This window comes from Arcobacter aquimarinus, from assembly GCF_013177635.1.
Lineage (GTDB): Bacteria > Campylobacterota > Campylobacteria > Campylobacterales > Arcobacteraceae > Aliarcobacter > Aliarcobacter aquimarinus.
The window spans coordinates 409,522-424,806 of sequence record NZ_CP030944.1; the positions used below are offsets into that span (position 1 = coordinate 409,522).

Below are 15,285 nucleotides of genomic sequence, written 5' to 3' on the forward strand. Positions count from 1 at the left end.
TAAGGAGAAGATGATGAAAAAAATAGTTTTAGGAACAATTGCAGCTGCAATGTTAGCAACAGCAGGATTAGCTGCTGAGTATGTAATGAAAGTTAGTCACGTTGTAAGTGCTAGTACTCCAAAAGGAAAAGCTGCTGATTTTTTTGAAAAAAGAGTTGAAGAATTAAGTGGTGGAAAAATTGATGTTCAAGTATTCCCAAATTCACAATTATACGGTGATGGTGAAGAGATGAAAGCATTAGTTATGAATAATGTTCAATTAATTATGCCAAGTTTATCAAAGTTTACAAGTATTGCTCCACAAATGCAACTTTTTGATTTACCATTTATTTTTAGAGATAAAGCTCACTTATATAATGTAATGGATGGAGAAGTTGGAACTATTTTAAAATCTAAAATAAATGAAAAAAAACAGATGATGGCTATGGATTATTGGGATGCTGGATTTAAACATTTTTCAAGTTCTAAACAACCTATTATTAACCCAGAAGATGCAAAAGGTTTAAAATTTAGAATTCAATCTTCAAAAGTGCTAGAAGCACAATTCAAAGCAGTTGGTGGGAATCCACAAGTTTTACCATTTTCAGAGGTTTATTCAGCATTACAACAAGGTGTAGTTGATGCAACTGAAAATCCTTTATCAAACTTTTATACAAAAAAATTCCATGAAGTTCAATCAAATCTTACTTTAAGTAGCCATGGATACTTAGGGTATTTAGTTGTGATGAACACAAAATTCTGGAATAGTTTACCAAAAGATTTACAAGCAAATATCTCTCAAGCTATGAAAGAAGCAACAGAACTTGAAAGAAAAGAGTCGTCAATTGAAGATGAAAAAATAATGGAAGCATTAAAAACTTATGCTAAGGATACAAATAAACTTGAAATTATAGAGTTAACACCTGAGCAAAAACAACAATGGCAAAAAGTTATGGCTGATGTTTACCCAAAATTCTATGATGTAATAGGTGAAGATTTAATCAAAAAAGCAATTGATACAAAATAGTAAAGTTTTAAAGTATGAAAAAATTTTTTGAAATTACTGATTTAATCGTTGGTACAATAAACCAAACAATGGCAGTCTTAGGATTGTCATTGGGGGTTTTCTTAGCATTTATAAATGTAATATTAAGATATGCATTTGATATGAGTCTTACTTGGGCTGCTGAACTTACAAACTATCTTTTTATTTGGTCTGCACTTTTTGGTGCTGCTTATGGATTTAAAAGAGGTGCTCATATTTCTGTGAGTTTACTTATTGGAAAATTCTCTTTGGCATATCAAAAATTCTTTTTGATTTTTGCAAATTTAATCTCAATTTTATATTTAGGGTTAATATCATATTTTGGATATCAACTAGTTCTTATGTTAGTAGATTTTGGTGAAATGAGTGTTGATTTAAATATTCCTATGTGGATTCCACATCTTGTGCTTCCTATTGCTTTTGCCCTAGCAGCATATAGAGTTTTTGAAAAGTTACTAGAAATTTATAAAACGGACTCAAAAGATATAAAACTTTATAACGAACACGAAGATATTATAAAAGAAATAAAAGGAGAAAAATAATATGGTTATTACTACTTTATTTGTTTTATTATTTGCTTTCATGTTATTTGGAGTACCTGTTGCTGTCGCTTTAGGAACTACTACGTTAATCACATCATTTATCTTTACAGATTTAGACTTAATGGGAGTATCATCTAAAATATTTGATGGTTTAAATAAATATACACTTATGGCTATTCCTATGTTTATTTTAGCTGGGGCTTTATTAGCAAGGGGTTCATCAGCAGGAAGAATAATTGAATTTGCAAAAAGCTTAGTAGGACATCTTCCAGGTGGGCTTCCAATTGCTGCTATTTTAGCATCTATTATTTTTGCAGCTGTTAGTGGAAGTTCACCTGCAACAGTTGCTGCAATTGGTTCTGTTATGTATGGAGCTATTAAACAAGCTGGATATAATGAGCAGTTTGCAATAGGAACAATTGCAACTTCTGGAACATTAGGTATATTAATTCCTCCATCTATTGTATTTATTGTTTATGGGGTAACAGCTGATCAATCTATTGGTAAACTATTTATGGCAGGGGTAATTCCAGGTCTTATGATAGGTGCTATGATGATGGTTACTACTTATTTTCTAGCAAAAAGAAGTGGATTTAAAGCAGCTAAAAGAGCTAGTTTTAAAGAACAATTTAAAGCTTTTAAAGATGCATTTTGGGCATTGATGATTATTGTTATAGTTATTGGTGGAATTTATGGAGGTATTTTTACTCCAACAGAAGCTGGTGCATTTAGTGTTATGTATGCTTTATTTATCTCTATTTTTGTTTATAAAGATACAAAAGTTAAAGATTTATATCAAATAGTTTTAGACTCAGCACAAACAAGTTCGATGATTTTCTTCATCATTGCAAATGCTATGTTATTTGCTCATTTCTTAACAGATGAACAAATTCCACAGCAAATAACACAAATGATAATTGATGCAAATGTTAGTCCTTTAGTATTCTTATTAATTGTAAATATTGTTTTATTATTAATGGGACAATTTATGGAGCCAAGTTCAGTTGTAATGATTACAGTTCCTCTTTTACTTCCTATTGGAGTAGCTTTAGGAATAGATCCTATTCATTTAGGTGTTATTATGGTTGTAAATATGGAAATAGGGATGATAACCCCACCTGTTGGACTTAATCTCTTTGTAGCAAGTGGAATTACTGGACTTAGTTTAAAACAAGTTGTTGTAGCTTCACTTCCTATGACAACTGTATTACTTATTGGATTAATGTTGGTGACTTATATTCCAGCTATTTCATTATGGCTTCCAACTTTAATGTATGGATAAAAAGTAAGAGAGATTTTCTCTTACTTTTTAATTAATCTTAGGAATACAAATATAAAATTTTGCTCCAAGATTTGTATTTTTTACTTTTAAAATACCTTGCATATTTTTTTCTACAATTATTTTAGACATATAAAGTCCAATACCAGTTCCATCACTTTTTGATTTTGTGGTAAAGTATGGTTCAAATATTTTATTTAAAGGTTCTACAAAAACACCACCACCATTATCTTCAATAGTTAAAATAATGTGTGTTTCATCTATTTTTGCTTCCATTTTAATTAGAGGATTTTTTATATTTTTTTCTATCAATATATCTTTTGCATTTTTTAGAATATTTAGAATTACTTGTTGATATTCATTTAAATAGGTTTTTAAAGTAATATTATCATCAATATTAATCTCTACGTTTATATTATTATTCTGCAATCCACTAGAAACAATTGTCATAATACTATTAATAACTTTATTTAAGTAAAACTCCTCTTTGTCTTTTTTGGGCATAAAAAAGTTTCTAAAATCATCAATAGTGTGAGACATATACTCTAAAACTTGGGTGGCTTCTTTGGATTTTTTATCCATTGTTTGACTATCAAGAGCATTTAAATCAAACTTAAATTTTATAAACATTAAAATAGATGAAAGTTCACTTAATGGTTGTCTCCATTGGTGAGCAATATTTGAAATCATTTCACCTAAGGCAATTAATTTTGATTTTTGAATTAAAAGTTGTTCTTTTTCTCTATTTTTTTCAATCTCAATTTTTACTTTTTCTTCTAATGATTGATTTAAAGACTCAAGTTCATTTGCATTTTTTCTAACTTTTTCTTCATAATTTTTTAATATATCATCAATTTTTTGAGAAATTACTATTGAAATTAATATAGCAATAGATAAAAACATCAAGAATAAAACTACATTTTGTACAATTTGTTTTTTTATTCTTTGTTTTAAATCTTCTCTTTTTAGTTGAATTTCATTTTCCATATCATCTGTATAAATACCAACAGCGATAATCCAGTTAAATCTTTCATAATATTTAAAATAAGATAATTTATATTGTGATTTATCAGAATTTGGTTTTTTATAGGCATATAAAGTATAAGATTCACCTTTTTGTCTAATATCTTTCATAAAATCTTCTCTAAACTTTTTACCATCTGTATCTTTATAATTTGTTGAAATTAATCTTCCAACTAAATCAGGTCGGTTTGGATTTACAACTAAAACTGCAAAATCATCTCCTCCTTGCATATTTATTACATCATAAGCAAAAAAATAATTACTTTTGTTCTCTTCAAAATTGATATTATTAAGAAGTTTTATAGCATCTGTTTTTAATTCTTCATCTTCTAAATTTGATTTTGCAATATTATAATTTAAAATATCAATAACTGTATGAACCTCTTTTTTTAGGGTCTTTTTTTTCTCTTGATGAAACTCTTTTACAAATTTATCCATTTCAACTTCAAAATTATCATAGGTATTAGTTACATAAAAGTAAGAGATAGCAAAAATCATTGAGGACATAATAATAATAAATGTAAAAATGATGATTTTTGATAGATTTTTTTCTATACTATAGTTCAAAATAACCCCTTAATTAGCAATGATTTGCTATGATAACATATCTTTTCTAATAGGGATTTTTATAATATGAAAAATAATTCATTAAGTAAACTTTGTGCTTTTACTGTTTTGTATGTTGAAGATGAAGATGGAATTAGAAATAATATTGAAGAGATTCTAAAACATTTGTTTAAAGAAGTTTATAGTGCTAAAAATTGCAGTGAAGCATCTATTAAATATTTACAGTTTAAACCTGATTTAATTATTACTGATATTAGAATGGGAAATGAAACAGGAATAGATTTTATTAAAAAAATTAGACAAACTGATTCAAAAACAAGAGTTATTATAACTTCTGCATATACGGATTTGGAGTATTTATTAAAAGCTACAGAGTTGCATTTAGTAAAATATATCGTAAAACCCATAACAAATGATAATTTGATGGAAGCTTTAGAACTTTTTGTTAAATCTTTTGATGATAATAAAATATATACTTTGACACAAAATTGGTTTTTTGATTACACTAAATCAACGGTTTCAAATGGAAATGAAGATTTTCTTCTTACAAAAAAAGAGGCTATGTTTTTAAAATTACTTGTTAGTAAAAATAGAATAATTACTTATGAAGAGCTTGAAAATTCAATTTGGGATGATGACTCTGTTATGACAGCAAATGCAATGAGGCTTTTTATAAAGAATTTAAGAAAAAAATTGCCAGAAAATTTTTTAAAAAATGTTCAAGGAATAGGATATTATCACGATAGTAAGGCTATTCAAGATTTATAAAATATATTTAGAATACTTAAAAATAAGTATTCTAAAATCTAAAAAAGTTTCTCTTTAGAGATTATAACTCCATCATTATCAGCATAAAGATAATCTCCATTACTAAAACTAATTCCTTCAAAATTTAGTTCAATATCTCTTTTTGAATCAGTTATATCAAAATTTCTAAGTGGACAAGTTCCTATTGCTAAAAGTCCAACATTTATATTTCTAGTATTATCGATATCTCTTACATATCCGTTTACAATAATTGCTCTCCAATTGTTATTTCTAGCATAACTCATTAGTTTATCGCCTACAACACCAAAAAATTCTTGATTATTATCTACAACAACAATCTTCCCTTCACCATTTTCATTTTTTAATATATCAATTAAAAGCCAATTACTTTTGTCCAGTTTTACAGTTACAATTTGCCCATAAAAATTTTTTAATCCACCATAATTTTTGAATTTAGAAGGTAAAACATCTATTTTTTTATCTCTATTATCATCACATAAATCTGCTGTTTGAATATTCATCTTTTTTTCCTTATCTTCCATAAATATAAACTTGATGATATTAAAAACTAATGTATAAAAAGTGTATAAATTAAATAAATATTAAAAAAAAATATTAATTAAACCATTTAATATTTTCTCTTAAATTTACAACTTCTCCAATTATTATCATTACTGGAGTTGGTAGATTTTTTGAATCTTCTACTATGTTTTTAAGTGTAGAAACTACTACTTCTTGGTCTTTTGTTGTCCCTTTTGAAATTACAGCACATGGATAGTTTTCACTTTTTCCAAGTGATATTAACTTTGAAGTAATAATCTCAAGATTATGATAACCCATTAAAAATACAATTGTTTCATCATTTAAAAAAGTTTTCCATTCTATTTGAGATATTTTCTTTTTTGGATTTTCATGACCTGTTACTACTCTAAAAGAAGTTGTTATTCCTCTATGGGTTACTGGAATTCCTGCATACGCTGGAACAGCAATAGCTGAGCTGATTCCTGGGATTATTTCAAATTTTATATCTCTTTGCTGTAAATATAAAGCTTCTTCTCCTCCACGACCAAAAACAAAAGGATCACCACCTTTTAATCTTACTACATTTTCATATTTTAATGTTGCTTGATAAATTAATTCGTTTATTTCATCTTGAGGTAAAGTATGTTTTTTATCTTCTTTTCCAACATAGATTAAATCACAATCTTTTTTTACCATCTCTAAAATCTCTGGATTTACCAATCTATCATAGATTAAAACATCAGCATTTTGAATTACTCTTAAGGCTTTTAAAGTAAGAAGTTCAATATCACCAGGACCAGCTCCTGTTAAATAAACTTTAGACATTGATTAATATTCCTTATATATATTATTTAATTAAATTATATCTAAAATTTTTTATAAGAACTTTATGATGATTTCATAGTATTACAAGTTTGTAAAATTTTATCTAATTCATTTTTTAATTCTTGAAGTCTTTTAGTTGAATTTATTAAATATTCTTGAGATTGAATCACTATATCTTCACTTTTATTCAATTGTTTTGATAAATCATTTGAATTTGTTAATTCATTTATAACCTTATCAAATTCATCTGTTAATTCTTCAAGTTTTAAAGAAGCATTTTTAGAATATTCAATAGCATTTGTTGAATAGCTCATTACTGAATTTATTTTATTTATGAAATGATTTACTGTTTTAGTTGCTTCAACTATTTCATTTTCTCCATCAATTTTTATTGGAGTTAGAGGTTCATTTATATTTTGTTCAATTACTTTTTTTGACTCTTCTAAAAACTTCTTAGCTTGTTCTTCCATAGTTTTTAATTCAAAAAAACTATAAGTTATTAATAAGATTAATAATAAAGCAAAAAAGTATTGAATATATTTTAGTTGCGTACTTTTTTCTTCACTGTGCTTAGTATACATAGATACTAAATTATCTATCTCTTCTAATAAAGTAGGGTTAGTTAGATAAATAGTATCAATTAATTTTTTTAAAGATAAATTTGTAAAAGAGTCATTTTTTTGATTTAACTCTTTAAAATATTCTATATTTTTATGAAAACTTTTCCACAAAATTTCAACTTTCATCAATTGTTTTGCTATTTCATCCGTTGGAGCTTTCATAATACCTGATAATTGATTTCCATCTCTCAAAGAGTTAAGATTATAAATAAATTCTGTAGTTGAATTTTCAAGTTCTGAAAATGAAGCTTCTTTATTTTGATATAAATAAAAAATATTTTTTGTAATATTTTGGCTTAACATTCTTTGTTTTCCTGCAATATTTATAATTAAGGCATCTTTTTCATTTTTGTTATTTAAATATATAGTTGTTGTTATTATACTTGTCATTAAAATAAAAAATAGTATTCCTATTGATTTTATTTTAGTACTTATCCTATTTTTTTTCATACAGCAATTCCTTTGAAAATTGAACTTAAAGCATTTTGATTTATTATTACAATATCACCATTTTCTATATTTATTATCTCTTCTCTTGAGAGTTTTTTTAAAACTCTTGATAATGTTTCTGGCTGAATATGTAACATAAAAGAGACCTCTTGTCTTTTTAGTTTGTTAAACATTTCCAAATCTTGATTTAACATAAAAGCAACTTTTGCAGTTGCATCAAAAACTAACTCTCTGTTTATAATACATTGTAGTTGTTGAGTTTTATTTAATAGATTTTCCATTAACTCTTTAGTTAAAATATTTTTGGATAAAAAGTATTCATAAAGTTTTTCAAAATTCACAGATAATATAGTTGATTCATCTATAAATTCTGCATTAGAGAAACAGTAAATATCATTACTATTTAAAGATGAAAGTTCACTTATCATAGAATTTTTATAAACGTGATATAAAAAAATCTCATTTCCAAATTTATCAAATTTATATATTTTAAGTAATCCATCAACTAAAAAAAGAAGATTTTGATTAACTTCACTTTCGTAAAATAATATAGATTTACTAGAGTATTTAGAAATAGAAGAAAATGAAGCAATTATTGATAGTTGTTCTTCATTTAAATTATTAAAAAAACTTATTTTTTTGATGGTTTCTACTAAGCTCACGTGTTACCTTGTTAATTGTTTTGTTTAAGCTATTGTATATTATGCTTGTAAAATAAGTAATTAAGTATTAAAAAATAAGGTATATAATGAATTTTAAAAAATATATAAAAGCTGTAGGTACAGGTCCAAAAGGAAATAAAGATTTAACTACAGATGAAGTATCAGATGCAATTGAACAAATTTTAACAAATAAAGCAACTCAAGCACAAATAGGAGCATTTTTAATAGCTTGGAGAACAAAACTTGAAACAAATGATGAATTAAAAGGTGCTATTATTGCACTTAGAAAATTTATGAAATTTAAAGAAATAAAAGATTCTATTGAGCTTGGTTATTCATATGATGGAAGATGTGAAAATCCATTTTTATTTCCACTTTTTGAGAATATTTTAGAAGAGTTTTATAAAAAAAATTCAGATATAAGAAGATTAAATTTAGTTATTTCGGGTGATTTTTTACAACCTGCAAAAGTTGGAATCACAACAAAAGAGATTTTTACAAATATTGACAAAGGTCAATATATTCATTTTTTTGATAGGGTAGAATACTTAAAGGAGTTGAGTGATATTACACAAATTCGTCATGAGTTGGGTTTAAGAACAGCTTTTAATACTGTTGAAAAACTTTTAAATCCAAGTCTTAGTGAATATGGAGTAACAACAGCATTTCACAAGCCTTATGTTCAAAAATATTTAGATATTTTTGCTCCATATTTTAAAGAAATTGTTGTTGTAAAAGCAAGTGAAGGAAGTCCTGAAGTATTTAAAGATGGAAAGTTTTGGAAAATGCAAGATGGAAATATAATAGAAGAGAGTTTTTGTTTAAAAGATTATGGAATAACTTATGATAAAGAGTTTGAAAATATAACTTTGGAAGAGTCTTTAAATATAGTTAAAAATCCTGATGAACAGATTTTAAAACTTGCTAGATTTAATGTTGCTTTATATCTTTTATTTTCAAAAAGAGTTGCTTCGTTAGATGAAGCATGGCAAAGACTAAACTAAAAGTTTAGAGAAAAAAGGTAAAAAATGTTAATAGACGGATTTGGAAGAAAACACGATTATCTAAGAGTTTCAGTAACTGAAAGATGTAATTTTAGATGTCAATATTGTATGCCTGAGAAACCTTTTTCGTGGGTACCAAAAGAAAATTTACTTTCTTATGAAGATTTATTTAAATTTATAAAAGCTTCAATTGATGAAGGGATAAAAAAAGTAAGAATAACAGGAGGAGAACCACTTTTAAGAGAGGGACTTGATATTTTTATAAAAATGATATTTGATTATAAGAATGATATAGATTTAGCTTTAACAACGAATGGATATTTATTACCAAAATCAGCACAAAAATTAAAAGATGCTGGACTAAAAAGAATAAATATCTCTCTTGATTCATTAAATCCTGCAACTGCTGCTAAAATGGCACAAAAAGACGTTTTAGATACAGTTTTAGAAGGTATTCAAAAAGCAAGCGATGTTGGACTTAAAATTAAGATAAATTGTGTTCCTGTAAAAGGAGTAAATGATAATGATATATTGGAAGTTTTAGAATTTTGTAAAACAAAAGGATATACAGTAAGATTTATAGAATTTATGGAAAACCATCACGCGAAAGATGGAGCGAAAGGATTAAATTCTGATGAGATAAAAGCAATAATTTCTCAAAAATATCCTAATTTTAAAATGGTTCCAAGAGATACAAGTTCTCCTGCTCAGTATTATGAACTTGAAGATGGTTTCCAATTTGGAATAATAGAACCACATAAAGATGATTTTTGTGCTCAGTGTAATAGAATAAGATTAACAGCTGAAGGATTTTTAATACCATGCCTATATTTTGAAGATGCAATGAGTATAAAAGATGCAGTGCAAAATAATAGAATTGATGAAGCAGTAGAAATATTAAAAAAAGTATTAGCAGGAAAACCAGAAAAAAATAGATGGTCTGTAAAAGATGATAATGAAGTCTCTTCTAGAGCTTTCTATCAAACAGGTGGATAAAAATCAAAGGAAAAAAAAGTTATAATTATGTGTATTTACTAAAAAAAATAGGATTAAAATGGACATAAATTTAATAGCTCAAAATATTTTAAACCCTCCGATTTTGTTCTTTTTCTTAGGAATGTTGGCTGTATTTTTAAAGTCAGATTTGACAATACCACAACCTCTTCCTAAACTTTTTTCTTTATATTTATTAATTGCTATTGGTCTTCATGGTGGATATGAACTATCAAAAAGTGGTTTGAATCTATATATTTTAAAAGCTCTTTCTTTAGCCGTATTCATGGCTTTTCTAGTTCCTATTTATAGTTATTTTATCTTAAGAACTAAGCTTGATACCTATAATTCTGTGGCATTAGCTGCCACTTATGGATCTATTAGTGCTGTTACTTTTATAACAGGAATTACGTATTTACAGACAATTGGTGTGGAATATGGTGGTTATATGGTTGCTGCTATGACTTTAATGGAATCTCCAGCTATTGTAATAGGACTTGTATTTGCAGCACTTTTTGCAAAAAAAAATGAAAATTTTTCTAAAACAAACTGGAGTGAGATATTTAAAGAAGCTTTTTTAAATCCTTCAGTTTTTTTATTGATAGGGGCTTTGATTATAGGAATTTTAACAGGTGAAAAAGGTTGGACTTCAATGGAGCCACTTTTTGGAGCTTTATTTAAAGGAATTCTTGCATTTTTTCTTTTAGATATGGGGATAGTTGCTGCAAAAAGAATATATGAATCAAAAAAACTAGGCTTTTTTTTAATTGCATTTGCGATAGTGATGCCAATATTTAATGCTCTTGTAGCAATGGGATTAGGATATTATTTTGGAATCTCAAAAGGCGATGCTTTCTTATTAGCACTTTTAAGTGGAAGTGCGTCGTATATAGCAGTTCCAGCAGCTATGAGGTTATCTGTTCCTGAAGCTAATCCAGGAATTTATTTGCCTTTAAGTTTAGCAATAACTTTTCCATTTAATATCTCAATAGGAATACCTTTATACTACTTTTTAATAAATCTTTTATGGGGTTAAAATATGAAAAATATGAAAAAAATTGAAGTAATAGTTGAAACAGTCTATTTAAATAGATTATTAGATTTATTAAAACAAAAAGGAATAACAGGATATACAATTATACGAGATATTCAAGGTTGTGGAGGACATGGACTAAAGATGGCAGATGAAATAACTGATGTATTTAGTAATAATTATATATTTACTGTTTGTGATGAAGAAAAATTTCTTTTTATGATAGAAGATATTAGAACTTTTATCAAAAAATATGGTGGTAAGTGCATTATCACTGATGTTATGTTATTGCAATAAATAAAAATAGGAGAAAATGATTTAATGGATAAAAACTTTAACTACTCAAGTTTAAAACTTGGTATTATTGGTGGTGGACAATTAGGTAAAATAATGTCACAAAAAGCAAAGAAAATGGGATTTCACGTAACTATTTTAGATCCAACAGTAAATTGTCCTGCTGCACAAGTTTCAGATAGACAAATTGTTGGTGGATTTTACGATAAAGAAAAATTAACTCAACTTGTAAAAGAGTGTGATGTTACTACTTTTGAGTTAGAACATATTGATACACAAGTTTTAAAAGAGTTGTATGATGCTGATTATAGAATTTTTCCATCTCCTTATGTTATGGAATTAATTCAAGATAAATATGAACAAAAAAAACTTCTTCATGAAAAAGGAATACCAGTTCCAAAATATAAAAATGTAGAGACAAAAGAAGATTTACAAAGCTTTGGTTTACCAGTTATTCAAAAAACTAAAAAAGGTGGATATGACGGTAAAGGTGTAATGCTTCTAAAAACTAAAGAAGATTTAGAAAACTGTATTAAAGTTGAATCATTTATTGAAGAACTAGTTGATATTGATAAAGAGTTAGCAATAATAGTTGCTAGAAACATTGAAGGTGAGATAGCAGCTTATCCAGTTGTTGAAATGCTTTTTGATGAGAGAGTAAATATTTGTGATATTGTTATGGCTCCTGCAAAAATAGATGAAACTTTAAATGAAAAAGTAAAAGAAATTGCAATTAAATCTATAGAAGTTTTAGATGGAGTAGGAATTTTTGGAGTAGAGTTGTTTTTAACAAAACAAGGTGAAGTTTTTGTAAATGAAATCGCTCCTCGTCCACATAATTCAGGTCATTATACTGTTGAGTCATGTGCTACTTCACAGTTTGAACAAATTATTCGTGCTGTTACAAATTTACCTTTAGGCTCGACAAAACTTATCTCACCATCAGTTATGGTGAATCTTTTAGGTGAAGAAGGATATGAAGGAGAACCTTTTATTGAAGGAATACACGATGCTTTAGAAATACCTGAACTATCTTTTCACTTTTATGGTAAAAAAGAGACTAAACCATTTAGAAAAATGGGACATATTACAGTTTTAGATGAGAATTTAAATGAAGCACTAAAAAAAGCTTTAAAAGCAAAAGATATATTAAAAATAAAAGGGAGCAAAAAAATATGAAAAAACCATTAGTTGGAATTATTATGGGAAGTGATTCTGATCTTCCAGTTATGAGTGCAGCTGCACAAATGTGTGAATATTTTGGAATTGATTATGAAGTTACGGTTGTTTCAGCGCATAGAACTCCTGAGAGATTATTTAAATATGCAAAAGAGGCTGATAAGAGAGGTTTAAAAGTAATTATTGCTGGTGCTGGTGGAGCAGCACATTTACCAGGAATGGTAGCTTCAATTACACCACTTCCAGTTATTGGTGTTCCTGTTAAAACTTCATCTTTAGAAGGAATGGACTCTTTATTATCAATAGTTCAAATGCCAGGAGGAGTTCCTGTTGCAACTGTTGCAATTAATAATTCTAAAAATGCAGGGATTTTAGCAGCTCAGATTATTGGAATAAAACATAAAGAGATAAAATACAAAGTTAAAGATTATAAAAAACAGATGCAAGAAGAAGTTGAAAAAAAAGCAGAAAAATTAGAAGAGTTAGAATATCAAGATTATTTAAAATTTATGGGTAAATAATTAAACAAAACTAAAGTAAAAATAAACTATAATCCGCGTTCATTTTATTGTAAGTGAAAAATTAACATATACCTATTAGGAGGTCAAAATGGCTTTAGATCAGGAACTAAAAGCATCTATAATTGCAAAATACGGAAAAAAAGATGGTGATACAGGTTCATCAGAAGTTCAAATTGCTTTATTAACAGAGCAAATTAAAATATTAACAGAACACTTAAAAGTTTTCAAAAAAGATCACTCTTCAAGATTAGGTCTATTAAAAATGGTTGGTAAAAGAAAAAGATTATTAGCATATTTAAGAAGAACAAACTACGCTTCATTTGTTGAGTTAGTTGCATCTTTAGGAATTAGAGCTAAATAATTTTAGTTTTTTTTCTACGAAAAAAGGGTTGAGATTTATTCTCAACCCTTTTTTTTTGCTATTAAATTTATTTTAATAACGAATATTAATAATACTTCTTGTAAAATATATACAAATTTATATAAATATTGGAAAATTATAATATGTTATTAACAAAAAAGAGTGAATATGCACTATTGTCTTTGATTTCAATTGCAAAAAGCGATGAAGCAAAGAATGTGGATGTATTATCAAAAGAATTAAATATTTCAAAATCATTTTTAGCAAAAATAATGCAAAATCTAGCAAAACAAGGTTTAGTTATCTCTCACCGAGGTGTAAACGGAGGCTTTTCCTTAAATAAAGATTGGGATAAAATTACAATATTAGAAATTGTAATGGCAGCAGAAGAGAAGCTTCCTTCTGTTTTTGAATGCTCTCCATCTGTTGAGAGTTGCCCTAATCAAGTTGCAATGCTTTGTACTATTTGGCCTTTATTAAATAATCTTCAAATGAAGATTAATGATTTCCTTAAAGAATTAACATTGAAAGATATTGCTTAATGAAACTATTTCATATATCACATACAGATTTAGATGGTTTTACATGTCAATTAATTACAAAAGAGTTTTTTAAAGAGGGATATTTTTATAATGCTAATTATGGTTTAGAAGTAAAATTATCTATCAAAAAAGCTTTAGAAGATATGCTTGAATTTAAAGATGAAGAGATTCTATTTTTAATTACAGATTTAAATTTAACTTTTCAAGAATCAAAGGATTTGGATTTAGACATATCTAAAATGAATGAAAATGGATATAAAATCAAATTACAGCTATTAGATCATCATGTAAGTGGTAAAAAAAGTGCAGATAGTTTTTATTGGTACTATTTAGATGATAAACGATGTGCTACAAAAATTGTTTATGATTATATGTTTGAAGAATATGAAGGTTTCGATTGTAATACAAGTGCTTGGCTTAAGCCTTTAGTTGATGCTGTGAATGCTGTAGATATTTGGCTTGAACATGAGAAAAAAAACTTTGAATTTGGAAAAGTTTTAATGTCAATGGTAACAAAAGTAAAAGAAATAAACAATATTTTATTTGCGGATTTAAGTAGAGAATTCAAATTTTATTTATTAAAAGAGGCATCAAAATATTTAGATGAAGTTGATGGGCATATAAAACTTGATAACGAAGTACACTTTATAAAAAAAGAGTTTTTGAAATTAAATAATAAAGATGATACTTTAGATAACTTAAGTGCAATTTATTTGGTGAAAACTTTAGATGATATAAAAGAGCAATTAACTGTAACATATCAAGAACACAAAGGACTTTTGACTTATTGCTTAGGTTCTATCTCTATTCCAGCAAATGCTTTTTTAAAGGCAAATCCTGATTATGATTTTTTTATTGATATAAATAAAAAAGGAAGTGCTTCTTTTAGAGCAGATGGAAAACTTGATGTTTCTATATTAGCTGCAAAATTAGCTAATGGTGGTGGACATGTAAATGCAAGTGGTGGAAAATTTGAAGATTTTAAAGAGACAATAAATTTTTCAGATGTTAAAAACTATATACAAAATAAACTTAATAAAATTTAGTTTATTTTTAAATATTTTACTTATAATAGA

18 protein-coding genes are annotated in these 15,285 nt (G+C 26.7%); 13 read left to right on the forward strand and 5 right to left on the reverse strand.

Features of this window, described 5'->3' with window-relative positions; translation table 11 throughout:
* Positions 1 to 13 precede the first annotated feature (13 nt).
* The 3 genes from AAQM_RS02045 to AAQM_RS02055 are packed head-to-tail and all read left to right on the forward strand — an operon-like array spanning position 14 to position 2,848.
* Positions 14 to 1,006, forward strand: a complete 993-nt coding sequence (locus tag AAQM_RS02045) for a DctP family TRAP transporter solute-binding subunit (RefSeq protein ID WP_129094369.1) — start codon at positions 14 to 16, stop codon at positions 1,004 to 1,006.
* Positions 1,007 to 1,020: 14 nt separating this feature from the next.
* Positions 1,021 to 1,566: a TRAP transporter small permease gene (locus tag AAQM_RS02050; RefSeq protein WP_129094368.1), complete on the forward strand. Its 546-nt coding sequence runs from the start codon at positions 1,021 to 1,023 to the stop codon at positions 1,564 to 1,566.
* 1 nt (position 1,567) lies between these two features.
* Positions 1,568 to 2,848 (forward strand): TRAP transporter large permease, encoded by a 1,281-nt coding sequence (locus AAQM_RS02055; protein ID WP_129094367.1) that lies wholly within the window; start codon positions 1,568 to 1,570, stop codon positions 2,846 to 2,848.
* Positions 2,849 to 2,875: 27 nt separating this feature from the next.
* Here AAQM_RS02055 and AAQM_RS02060 read toward each other — a convergent pair whose 3' ends face one another.
* A complete protein-coding gene (locus tag AAQM_RS02060; RefSeq protein WP_129094366.1) occupies positions 2,876 to 4,435 on the reverse strand; it encodes a cache domain-containing protein in 1,560 nt (519 codons plus the stop codon).
* Between the two features lie 66 nt (positions 4,436 to 4,501).
* Between AAQM_RS02060 and AAQM_RS02065 the strand changes: the two genes are divergently transcribed.
* Positions 4,502 to 5,203: a response regulator transcription factor gene (locus AAQM_RS02065; protein ID WP_129094365.1), complete on the forward strand. Its 702-nt coding sequence runs from the start codon at positions 4,502 to 4,504 to the stop codon at positions 5,201 to 5,203.
* Positions 5,204 to 5,241: 38 nt separating this feature from the next.
* Here AAQM_RS02065 and rraA read toward each other — a convergent pair whose 3' ends face one another.
* From rraA to AAQM_RS02085, 4 genes are all read right to left on the reverse strand, one after another.
* On the reverse strand, positions 5,242 to 5,724 hold the full coding sequence (gene rraA / locus AAQM_RS02070; RefSeq protein WP_129094364.1) for a ribonuclease E activity regulator RraA: 483 nt from the start codon (positions 5,722 to 5,724) through the stop codon (positions 5,242 to 5,244).
* 94 nt (positions 5,725 to 5,818) lie between these two features.
* Positions 5,819 to 6,550, reverse strand: coding sequence for a uroporphyrinogen-III C-methyltransferase (gene cobA / locus AAQM_RS02075; RefSeq protein ID WP_129094363.1), 732 nt, complete (start codon positions 6,548 to 6,550; stop codon positions 5,819 to 5,821).
* Between the two features lie 62 nt (positions 6,551 to 6,612).
* Positions 6,613 to 7,620: a type IV pili methyl-accepting chemotaxis transducer N-terminal domain-containing protein gene (locus AAQM_RS02080; RefSeq protein ID WP_129094362.1), complete on the reverse strand. Its 1,008-nt coding sequence runs from the start codon at positions 7,618 to 7,620 to the stop codon at positions 6,613 to 6,615.
* Positions 7,617 to 8,282 carry a Crp/Fnr family transcriptional regulator gene (locus AAQM_RS02085; RefSeq protein WP_129094361.1) on the reverse strand — a complete coding sequence of 222 codons (666 nt, stop codon included), beginning with the start codon at positions 8,280 to 8,282 and terminating at the stop codon, positions 7,617 to 7,619. Before AAQM_RS02085 ends, AAQM_RS02080 begins: the two co-directional genes overlap by 4 nt.
* A gap of 86 nt (positions 8,283 to 8,368) precedes the next feature.
* On the opposite strand from AAQM_RS02085, the gene AAQM_RS02090 reads away from it, so the two are divergent.
* From AAQM_RS02090 to AAQM_RS02130, 9 genes are all read left to right on the forward strand, one after another.
* Positions 8,369 to 9,286 (forward strand): glycosyl transferase, encoded by a 918-nt coding sequence (locus AAQM_RS02090; RefSeq protein WP_129094360.1) that lies wholly within the window; start codon positions 8,369 to 8,371, stop codon positions 9,284 to 9,286.
* A 24-nt stretch (positions 9,287 to 9,310) separates the two neighbouring features.
* On the forward strand, positions 9,311 to 10,282 hold the full coding sequence (gene moaA, locus AAQM_RS02095) for a GTP 3',8-cyclase MoaA (RefSeq protein WP_129094359.1): 972 nt from the start codon (positions 9,311 to 9,313) through the stop codon (positions 10,280 to 10,282).
* A gap of 58 nt (positions 10,283 to 10,340) precedes the next feature.
* A complete protein-coding gene (locus AAQM_RS02100) occupies positions 10,341 to 11,315 on the forward strand; it encodes a sodium-dependent bicarbonate transport family permease (RefSeq protein ID WP_129094358.1) in 975 nt (324 codons plus the stop codon).
* A gap of 3 nt (positions 11,316 to 11,318) precedes the next feature.
* Complete coding sequence (locus AAQM_RS02105; protein WP_129094357.1) at positions 11,319 to 11,609, forward strand: P-II family nitrogen regulator; 291 nt, start codon at positions 11,319 to 11,321, stop codon at positions 11,607 to 11,609.
* A 24-nt stretch (positions 11,610 to 11,633) separates the two neighbouring features.
* Positions 11,634 to 12,785 (forward strand): 5-(carboxyamino)imidazole ribonucleotide synthase, encoded by a 1,152-nt coding sequence (locus AAQM_RS02110; RefSeq protein WP_129094356.1) that lies wholly within the window; start codon positions 11,634 to 11,636, stop codon positions 12,783 to 12,785.
* Positions 12,782 to 13,306 carry a 5-(carboxyamino)imidazole ribonucleotide mutase gene (purE, locus tag AAQM_RS02115; RefSeq protein WP_129094355.1) on the forward strand — a complete coding sequence of 175 codons (525 nt, stop codon included), beginning with the start codon at positions 12,782 to 12,784 and terminating at the stop codon, positions 13,304 to 13,306. Before AAQM_RS02110 ends, purE begins: the two co-directional genes overlap by 4 nt.
* An 88-nt stretch (positions 13,307 to 13,394) precedes the next feature.
* Positions 13,395 to 13,667, forward strand: a complete 273-nt coding sequence (gene rpsO / locus AAQM_RS02120) for a 30S ribosomal protein S15 (RefSeq protein ID WP_129094354.1) — start codon at positions 13,395 to 13,397, stop codon at positions 13,665 to 13,667.
* A gap of 143 nt (positions 13,668 to 13,810) precedes the next feature.
* Positions 13,811 to 14,209, forward strand: coding sequence for an RrF2 family transcriptional regulator (locus AAQM_RS02125; protein ID WP_128985305.1), 399 nt, complete (start codon positions 13,811 to 13,813; stop codon positions 14,207 to 14,209).
* Positions 14,209 to 15,255 carry a DHH family phosphoesterase gene (locus tag AAQM_RS02130; RefSeq protein WP_129094353.1) on the forward strand — a complete coding sequence of 349 codons (1,047 nt, stop codon included), beginning with the start codon at positions 14,209 to 14,211 and terminating at the stop codon, positions 15,253 to 15,255. Before AAQM_RS02125 ends, AAQM_RS02130 begins: the two co-directional genes overlap by 1 nt.
* Positions 15,256 to 15,285: the final 30 nt, after the last annotated feature.

Coding starts and splice junctions, on each gene's coding strand:
- AAQM_RS02105 (WP_129094357.1), top strand. CDS start 11,319: ATGAAAAATATGAAAAAAATTGAAGTAATAGTTGAAACAGTCTATTTA.
- AAQM_RS02100 (WP_129094358.1), top strand. CDS start 10,341: ATGGACATAAATTTAATAGCTCAAAATATTTTAAACCCTCCGATTTTG.
- AAQM_RS02130 (WP_129094353.1), top strand. CDS start 14,209: ATGAAACTATTTCATATATCACATACAGATTTAGATGGTTTTACATGT.
- AAQM_RS02090 (WP_129094360.1), top strand. CDS start 8,369: ATGAATTTTAAAAAATATATAAAAGCTGTAGGTACAGGTCCAAAAGGA.
- AAQM_RS02065 (WP_129094365.1), top strand. CDS start 4,502: ATGAAAAATAATTCATTAAGTAAACTTTGTGCTTTTACTGTTTTGTAT.
- AAQM_RS02125 (WP_128985305.1), top strand. CDS start 13,811: ATGTTATTAACAAAAAAGAGTGAATATGCACTATTGTCTTTGATTTCA.
- AAQM_RS02055 (WP_129094367.1), top strand. CDS start 1,568: ATGGTTATTACTACTTTATTTGTTTTATTATTTGCTTTCATGTTATTT.
- cobA (WP_129094363.1), bottom strand. CDS start 6,550: ATGTCTAAAGTTTATTTAACAGGAGCTGGTCCTGGTGATATTGAACTT.
- AAQM_RS02045 (WP_129094369.1), top strand. CDS start 14: ATGAAAAAAATAGTTTTAGGAACAATTGCAGCTGCAATGTTAGCAACA.
- AAQM_RS02080 (WP_129094362.1), bottom strand. CDS start 7,620: ATGAAAAAAAATAGGATAAGTACTAAAATAAAATCAATAGGAATACTA.
- rraA (WP_129094364.1), bottom strand. CDS start 5,724: ATGAATATTCAAACAGCAGATTTATGTGATGATAATAGAGATAAAAAA.
- rpsO (WP_129094354.1), top strand. CDS start 13,395: ATGGCTTTAGATCAGGAACTAAAAGCATCTATAATTGCAAAATACGGA.
- purE (WP_129094355.1), top strand. CDS start 12,782: ATGAAAAAACCATTAGTTGGAATTATTATGGGAAGTGATTCTGATCTT.
- AAQM_RS02050 (WP_129094368.1), top strand. CDS start 1,021: ATGAAAAAATTTTTTGAAATTACTGATTTAATCGTTGGTACAATAAAC.
- AAQM_RS02110 (WP_129094356.1), top strand. CDS start 11,634: ATGGATAAAAACTTTAACTACTCAAGTTTAAAACTTGGTATTATTGGT.
- moaA (WP_129094359.1), top strand. CDS start 9,311: ATGTTAATAGACGGATTTGGAAGAAAACACGATTATCTAAGAGTTTCA.